We start from the raw sequence: 7,974 nt of genomic DNA, 5'->3' as shown, positions 1-7,974 counted from the left end.
GGCCGGCGTGCGGTCCGCGCCAGGTGGCGCGCCCGCCGCGGCAACGGCCTCGGTGGTGGTCATCAGAAAGCTTCCTCGGTCGGTTGGTCGGTCGGTCGCCCGCGCCTCGTCGAGTGCTGGACACTCGCCCTTCGACGGGCAGTTCGGGCGAATGTCCAGCGCTCGACGGAGACGGGGGGCAGGGCCGGGCGGGTCAGCTGGTCGCGGACTCCGCGTCCGACTGGGCGGTCTCCAGCGCTTCCTGCGGGGTCGCCGCGCCGGACAGAGCGTTCTGGACGGCGGTCCACAGCGCCTCGGAGATCACCGGGTAGTCGGTGCCCAGACCGTCGCTGGTGCGGCCCTTGGCGTTCTGCACCGCCTCGACCCACGGCTCCAGGTCGGCGTTGTCGGCGACCAGCTGCTCCTGGCCCTCGGCGGTCGGCGGCACGTAGTACGCGAAGGTGTTGGCCGTCTCGACGAAGCCCTCCGGCGTCGTCATGCACTCCACGATCTGGCGCGTCACGTCGTAGCGGGCCGTGTCCTCCTGGACGGGCGCGACGATGAACTCGCCGCCGGTCGGGGCGGGGGCCGCGCCGCCGTCCTTCGCCGGGAGCTGCACGATGCCGGTCTCGAACTCCGCCTCCGCGGCGCTGTTGACCTGCCAGGTGCCGTTCTCCGCGAAGGCGAAGTCGCCGGTCAGGAACTCCTCCCACACCGTGTTCTGGGAGTTGTTGATCACGGTGTTGGGGGCGTACCCCTCGTCGAGCCAGCCCTTCCACAGCTCCAGGGCCTCGACGGCCTCGGGCGAGTCGAGGTCGGTCAGTTCGGCGCCCGCACCCCAGAACCACGGCAGGAACTGGAAGGACCCCTCCTCGGTGCCGATGCCCGCGAACGTGATGCCCTTGTGGCCCGCGTCCTTGACCTGGGCGAGGGCGGCGGTCAGCGAGTCCCAGTCGGTGATCGACGCCGGGTCGACACCGGCGTCCTTCAGGACGTCGGCGTTGTAGTACAGCGACAGCGTGTTGGCGCCGATCGGAATGCCGTACGCCTCGCCGTCGACGACGCCGGCGTCGAGCAGGTTCTGGTCGATCGCGGACGTGTCCAGGCCGAACTCGTCGACGGTGGTCAGGATCCCGGTGTCGGCGAGCGTGGAGACGGCCGGGTTGTCGATCAGGATGACGTCGGGCGACGTGCCCTCCTGCGCCGACAGGAGCGCCTGGTTGGTCAGCGCCGTCGTGTCGTAGGCCGTGCGCTCGATGGTGACGCCGGCCTCCTCGCCGCAGGCCTGGACGCGCCCGGCCCAGTCCGAGGCGTCGTCGTGCTGGGGGTACGGGTCCCACCAGGTGTAGGTGCTGTCGTCGCCGCCGCTCGCGGCCCCGCCGGAGCCGGACCCGCCGGACGAGCAGGCGCTCAGCCCGCCGGCCAGCGCGAGTGCGGCGACTGCCGCGAGGGTGGTGACGGGCTTGTGCCGCAGGTGCTGCATGGTTCCTCCTTGAACGTCCCCGGCCCGACGACGACGTCGGCCGGACGGTGATGCGGGGGTGATGCGGGGTGGTGCTGGTGGGTACGGGTCAGGTGGTGCGGGGTGCGCCGGTGCTTCCCCGGTCGACCAGCTCCGGGGTCACGAACCGCACGACGTGCGGCTCGTCGGCTGCCACCTCGCCCTCGATGCGGCGCACGAGCTGGCGCACGGCCATGCGGCCGAGCCGGTCGGGGGCACTCTCGATCGAGGAGTAGGGCAGGGAGAAGGTGCGGGCGAACTCGTCCGAGTACCGGCCCACGACGGACAGGTCCTCCGGTGCGGTCAGGCCGCGCTCGTGCAGGACGGTGGGCAGCGCGGCCGCCGCGGCCTCGTTGTGGACCAGCAGCCCGGTGACGCCGGGGTGTGCGTCGAGCAGGGCGTTCAGGTCACGGCCGACGTCCGGCTGGTGCGCCGCGGCGGAGACGGGGTGCAGCGTGATGCCGCGGGCACGCGCGGCCTCGACGGCCGCGTTCTGCAGGCGCCACACGTAGGCACCCCCACGCTCGATCACGTGTTCCGGCTGGGAGACGAGGGCCACCTCACGGTGCCCGAGCCGGTGGAGGTGGTCCACCATGACGCGGCCCGCCTCCTCGAAGTCGAGGTCGAAGACGTCGACCCCGGTGCAGTCGGCGGGCAGCCCGACGAGCGCGCCCGGCTGGGCCGCGGACCGCAGGATCGGCAGGCGCTCGTCCCGCTCCGCGACGTTGAGCAGCACGATGCCGTCGACCATCCGCGAGTCGGTGATGCGGCGCAGGGCGCGCGTGCCGTCGGCGTCCGACACCAGCAGGATGTCGTAGCCGAGCTCGCGGGCCGTGTTGGAGACTCCGAGCATGTACTGGAGCATCGCGGGCGCGAACTCGTCCTCGAGGAACTGGGCGAGCAACCCGATCACCATCGTCTGCGATGTGGCCAGCGCGCGCGCCCCGGCGTTCGGCGTGTAGCCGAGCTCCCGGACCGCCTCCTCGACCCGGCGACGCACGTCCGCCGAGATCGCCCGCTTCCCCGACAGGGCGTACGACGCCGTGCTGCGGGACACCCCCGCCGCCCGGGCGACATCTCCGATGGTGGCCACTGCGCCTCCTTGTGTGCTCGGCCGCCGCAGCTGCTCTGCTCGCGGCCTGGGTTCGCGTCCGTTGCGAACCGGTTCGACTGTAGCCACAGATGTCGGCGGAGCGCAAGAACGAACATTTGGCACTCTTGCGGGACACTCCGTTCGAAACTAGCGTCGAGGTGCACCTGAACGTCGAACCGGTTCGCACGATCGCTCGCCATCTCAACGAGGAGATTCCATGAAACGAGCCCTGTCATATCGCGCCCCGTCACATCGAGCCGTGCCAGGACAAGCCCTGCCGAAGCGAGGCCTGCCGAAGCGAGCACTGCCGAGACGAGCCCTGTCGCACCTGAGCGTCCTCGCCCTCGTCCTGGGCATCGCGCTGGTCTCCCCCGCCGGCCCGGCGCAGGCCGCCGGCAACACCCTCACGGTCGACGTCGGCTCGGTCGTCCGGCCCGTGACGCACGTCGGCTCGGGCGGCCTGTACGGCGTCGGCTCGGACTCGAAGCCCACCACCGACCAGCTCCTGCCGCTGAGCCCCAGCGGGTTCACCCAGCCCGCGCCCGGCACGACCCACCTGGGCAACGGCGCCACCGAGCCCTGCTGCGACGCGCTCGACGTGGCCGGCAACATCACGCGCGCCGGCGCCCAGCAGCTCGTCCGGATGCCCGACATCTACCCGTCGTTCCCCTACCAGTGGCAGGGCTGGGCGGACTGGGAGTCGAAGGTCCGCACCATGGTGCAGAAACGCCTCGCGGCCACGTCGACGACGAACATCCGCGGCTGGGAGCTGTGGAACGAGCCCGACTGGACCTGGAACACGTCGGCGGCCGGCTCGTTCAACGACGGCTGGACCCGCACGCACCGTCTGGTCCGGTCGCTCGACCCGGTGACGCCGATCGTGGGCCCCAGCGACTCGTACTACAGCCACAACCGGATGCTGTCGTTCCTGACCCATGCCAGGGACACCGGCACGCTGCCCGACGTCATCGTCTGGCACGAGCTCGGCGACATGGACTGGAACTCGTTCGACGACCACGTCGCCGACTACCGGGCCATCGAGAACCAGCTCGGCATCAGCCCCCGCCCGATCGCCATCAACGAGTACAACTCGCTGAACCAGATGGACATCCCGAGCGTGGCGGTGCACTGGATCTCGGTGCTGGAACGGCACGGCGCGCGCGAGGCGCACCGCGCGTACTGGTTCGAGGCGGGCACGTTCGACGGCCTCTTCACGCTCCAGGGCCAGCCGACGGCCTCGTACTGGGCCTACCGCTGGTACGGCGCACAGGCGGGCAACATCGTGCGGACCACGCCGCAGAGCTGGCTCGACGGCGTCGCGGCGTACGACTCGAGCCGCAAGATCGTCAACGTCGTGCTCGGCGGGGACAGCGGCAACAACCAGGTGCGGGTCAACGGGCTGGGCTCGTTCGGCTCGTCCGTCCGGGTGACGGTGAACGCGGTGCCCGGCAGCGGGCGGCACACGCACGTCGCGGCACCGACGGTGCTGTCGACCTCGACCATGACCGTCTCGAACGGCAGCGTCACCGTCCCGGTCGACGGGATGACGGCGGAGGGCGCCTACCAGGTGCTCGTCACCCCGGCAGGCGGCCCGACGTCGAGCTGGCAGCAGGTCTACGAGGCCGAGAACGCGAACGTCGTGAACGCGCAGACGCGGGGTTCCTCGGCGGCGTCGAACGGCTCGTACGTCGGCGGCATCGACGGCACCGCCGACATGCGCTCGCAGAGCTTCGTGGACTTCACGGTGAACGTGCCGACGGCCCGCACGTACACGATGGCGGTCCGGTACGCGAACGGCACCGGGGCGACGTCGACCCACGGGCTGGCGTACAACGGCGGCGCGTTCTCCACGGTGTCCTATCCGCCGACGGCGGGGTGGGGCCAGTTCGCGACGACGAACGTGTCCGTCTCGCTCCGGGCCGGCTACAACGTGATCCGGCTGGCGAAGGGCTCGCCGTTCTTCCCGGGCGGCACGGGGTACGCCGAGCTCGACAGCATCACGCTGTCCTGACCCGCGGCGCGCTCGCCCGGTGAGCCGGTCCGGGGATCGACCGATCCCCGGGCCGGCTCACCGCAGCGCGCTCACGTCGCGGCCGGACAGCTGCTCCGCGACCGCGGCGCGGTCGATCATGGACCGTACGGCCGCGATGCGACCGTCCTCGTAGCGGTAGAACACGTGCTCCGCGAACCGCAGCCGCGCGCCGTCCGGCCGGAACCCGAGGAACTCGCCGACCGGGACGCAGTCGAAGACGAGGCGGCAGGCGACCTGGTCACCGCCGGCGACCACGAGCCGCGCCTCATAGATGAGGTCCGGGGCCGCGTTCCACCTGCCACGTTCCACGGCCACTGTAGAACGACCTCCGCCGAGCGGACGCACGTCTTGACCGCACCGCCGTGCCCGTGGTGTGCTCGCCGCCTTGACTACGTAGTCAGGACGGCGTGAGCAGGGTCGGCGAGGGAGCGACGCATGGGTGCGACACCACGGGTGGCGATGACGGACGTCGCCCGCCGTGCCGGGGTCTCGCAGAAGACCGTCTCGCGAGTGGTCAACGGCGAGCCGCACGTCACCGAGGCGATCCGCGTCCGGGTCCAGGCCGCGATCGACGAGATGGGCTTCCGGCCCAACGCCGCGGCCCGGGCCCTGGTGACCCGCCGGAACCAGCGCATCGGCATGGTCACCATGAGCACGTCGCTGTACGGGCCCGCGTCCATCCTGGAGGGGGTCGACGGCGCCCTGCGGGGCTCGGGCTACTACCTGAGCGTCGCGCGCACCCGCGGCGACCGGGCCGCCGACCTGCAGGCGGCGATCGACGAGCTCGTCACCCAGGACATCGCGGGCCTCGTGCTCGCCGAGCCGATCGACGTCGGCCACGCCGGCCTGCGCATCCCGGCGGGCCTGCCTGTGCTGAGCTTCGGCTCGCCGGCGGGCGGGTCCCTCGTCGCCGGGTACCGCCCCGAGGAGCTGGTCCTGGGCGCAGACGAGACGTCCGGCGCGCGGTCCGCGACCGACCACCTGCTCGCCCTCGGGCACCGCACCGTGCACCACGTCGCCGGCACCGAGGGCTGGGCGGCCACGGCACGACGGCTCGCCGGCTGGCGGGAGGCCCTGACCGACGCCGGCCTCGAACCCGTCCGGGCGGTGCACGGTGACTGGACCCCCGGCTCCGGGTACGAGGCCACCGCCGAGCTGCTGCGCCGCGGCCCCGTCACCGCGATCTTCACCGCCAACGACCACATGGCCATCGGTGCGATCCGCGCCGTCGAGCAGGCGGGCCTGCGGGTGCCGGACGACGTCAGCGTCGTCGGCTTCGACGACGCGCCCGAGGCGGAGTTCCTGTCCACTCCCCTGACGACGGTGCGCCAGGACTTCGCCGAGGTGACCCGGCTCGCCGTGCACCACCTCGTCCGCACCATCGAGGGCCGCCCGCCGGCCGAGCGGCATCGGCTGGTCCCGACCCAGCTCGTCGTCCGGGACAGCACGGCACCGCCGCCCGGCAGGGCGCCGTCGGGCAAGAGATCCGACGCCACCCGACCCGACGCCAGCGGACCCGACGCCAGCGGACCCGACGCCACCCGACCCGAGAGGCCAGCATGAACCCCCTGCACCACCTGAGCGACGGCGTCCTGTTCGGCGCCGCCTACTACTACGAGTACCACCGCGCCGAGGACCGCCTCGGACGCCGCCTGGAGAAGGACCTGGACCTGATGGTCGAGGCGGGCTTCTCGGTGATCCGCGTCGGCGAGTCGGTCTGGTCCACCTGGGAGCCCGAGAACGGGCGCTTCGACCTGGACTGGCTCCAGCCGGTGCTCGACGGCGCGCACGAGCGCGGCATCAAGGTGGTGCTCGGTACCCCGACCTATGCGGTGCCGATGTGGCTGGCGCGCCTGTACCCGGAGATCAACGTGGTGCGCGAGGACGGCCGCGAGATGGGTTGGGGCGCGCGCCAGGAGATCGACTACACCCACCCGGCGTTCCTGTTCCACGCCGAGCGGGTCATCCGCGCCGTCACCGCCCGGTACGCCGGCCACCCCGCCGTCGTCGGCTTCCAGGTGGACAACGAGCCCGGCAACGAGATCTTCCACAACCGGCAGGTCTTCGAGCGGTTCGTGGACCACCTGCGCGGCACCTACGGCACGGTGGAGCGGATCAACGAGGAATGGGGCCTGACGTACTGGTCCCACCGGCTGTCCTCCTGGGCGGACCTGTGGACGCCGTCCGGCAACGCGCAGCCGCAGTACGCGCTGGCCTGGCGCCGGTTCCAGGCGCAGCTCACCACGGACTTCATCGGCTGGCAGGCGGACGTCGTGCGCGAGTACGCGCGCGAGGACCAGTTCGTCACGACCTGCATCTCCTACGAGCGCCCGACCGTGCAGGACGACGCCCTCACGCGCGAGCTGGACGTGACCGCGGGCAACCCGTACTACCGCATGCGCGACCACCTGACACTGCCCCCGAACGTGGAGACCGACCAGGCCTGGATGACGACGGGCACATGGTCGCTGTACGCGACGGCGGACCGCATGTATTCCTCGAAGCAGGCGCCGTTCCTGGTGACGGAGACCAACGCGCAGGCGATCGGCGGACCCTGGCTGAACGAGCCCGCCTACGACGGGCAGTGGCGTCAGGCCGCCTGGGCGCTGGTGTCGCGCGGCGCCACGATGATCGAGTACTGGCACTGGCACACGCTGCCCTACGGTACCGAGACGTACTGGGGCGGCATCCTGCCGCACTCGCTGGAGCCGGGCCGGGTCTACCGGCAGATCGCGGAGCTCGGCGCCGAGCTGCGCGCGGCCGGTCCGGCCGTGGCCAACCTGACTCCGGACGCCGACGTCGCGCTGGTCTGGTCCAACCCGAGCAAGTGGTCCCTGGCGGAGTTCCCGCAGCTCGGCGGCGGTGCGGGCCCGGACCCGCGCGGCTGGCACCGGGTCTTCGACTCCTTCTACCGCGGGGCGTTCGACGCCGGCCTGCAGGCGCGGCTCGTGCACGACGCCCAGCTCACCGGCGGCAGCCCCGAGGACGCCGCGCGCGAGCAGCCGGTCCTGGTCGCCGCGGGCGTCACGATCGCCGACGACGACTGGCTGCAGTGGCTGGAGCGGTACGCAGCGGCCGGCGGGCATCTGGTGCTCGGCATCCGCACGGGCTACGAGGACGAGGAGGCGCGGGCCCGCGCGGAGCGCAAGCCCGCCCACCTGAGCGCGGCAGCCGGCGTCTTCTACGACGAGTTCGCCAGCATCGACGCGCCGTTGCCCGTGCACGGGACGGACGGGTTCGACGTCCCCGCCGAGGCCTTGGCCGATGCCCACGCCACGAGCTGGGTGGACGGCCTGCAGGTGCTCGACGCCGACCCGCTGGTCGAGTACGAGCACCCCCACTTCGGGCGCTGGCCCGCCGTGACCACGC

General features: G+C 72.0%; 6 protein-coding genes. 3 read left to right on the top strand and 3 right to left on the bottom strand.

Annotated features, from left to right (window positions below; translation table 11 throughout):
• Positions 1-193 precede the first annotated feature (193 nt).
• Together PROKR_RS07695 and PROKR_RS07690 are read right to left on the bottom strand one after the other, a co-directional pair.
• On the bottom strand, positions 194-1,462 hold the full coding sequence (locus PROKR_RS07695; protein ID WP_036961506.1) for a sugar ABC transporter substrate-binding protein: 1,269 nt from the start codon (positions 1,460-1,462) through the stop codon (positions 194-196).
• 88 nt (positions 1,463-1,550) lie between these two features.
• On the bottom strand, positions 1,551-2,573 hold the full coding sequence (locus PROKR_RS07690; RefSeq protein WP_036961503.1) for a LacI family DNA-binding transcriptional regulator: 1,023 nt from the start codon (positions 2,571-2,573) through the stop codon (positions 1,551-1,553).
• Positions 2,574-2,790: 217 nt separating this feature from the next.
• On the opposite strand from PROKR_RS07690, the gene PROKR_RS07685 reads away from it, so the two are divergent.
• On the top strand, positions 2,791-4,584 hold the full coding sequence (locus PROKR_RS07685) for a carbohydrate-binding protein (RefSeq protein WP_157601954.1): 1,794 nt from the start codon (positions 2,791-2,793) through the stop codon (positions 4,582-4,584).
• Between the two features lie 57 nt (positions 4,585-4,641).
• Here PROKR_RS07685 and PROKR_RS07680 read toward each other — a convergent pair whose 3' ends face one another.
• Positions 4,642-4,914 carry an ester cyclase gene (locus PROKR_RS07680; protein ID WP_211240060.1) on the bottom strand — a complete coding sequence of 91 codons (273 nt, stop codon included), beginning with the start codon at positions 4,912-4,914 and terminating at the stop codon, positions 4,642-4,644.
• Between the two features lie 126 nt (positions 4,915-5,040).
• On the opposite strand from PROKR_RS07680, the gene PROKR_RS07675 reads away from it, so the two are divergent.
• A complete protein-coding gene (locus PROKR_RS07675) occupies positions 5,041-6,168 on the top strand; it encodes a LacI family DNA-binding transcriptional regulator (RefSeq protein ID WP_157601953.1) in 1,128 nt (375 codons plus the stop codon).
• On the top strand, positions 6,165-7,974 hold a 1,810-nt coding region (locus PROKR_RS07670), incomplete at its 3' end, for a beta-galactosidase (RefSeq protein ID WP_036961500.1). The genes PROKR_RS07675 and PROKR_RS07670, both read left to right, overlap by 4 nt.

Origin of the sequence: Promicromonospora kroppenstedtii DSM 19349, from assembly GCF_000515355.1 — a bacterium.
GTDB lineage: Bacteria > Actinomycetota > Actinomycetes > Actinomycetales > Cellulomonadaceae > Promicromonospora > Promicromonospora kroppenstedtii.
Note: the sequence above shows the minus strand (reverse complement) of the source record. Positions and strands in the feature narration are given on the sequence as shown.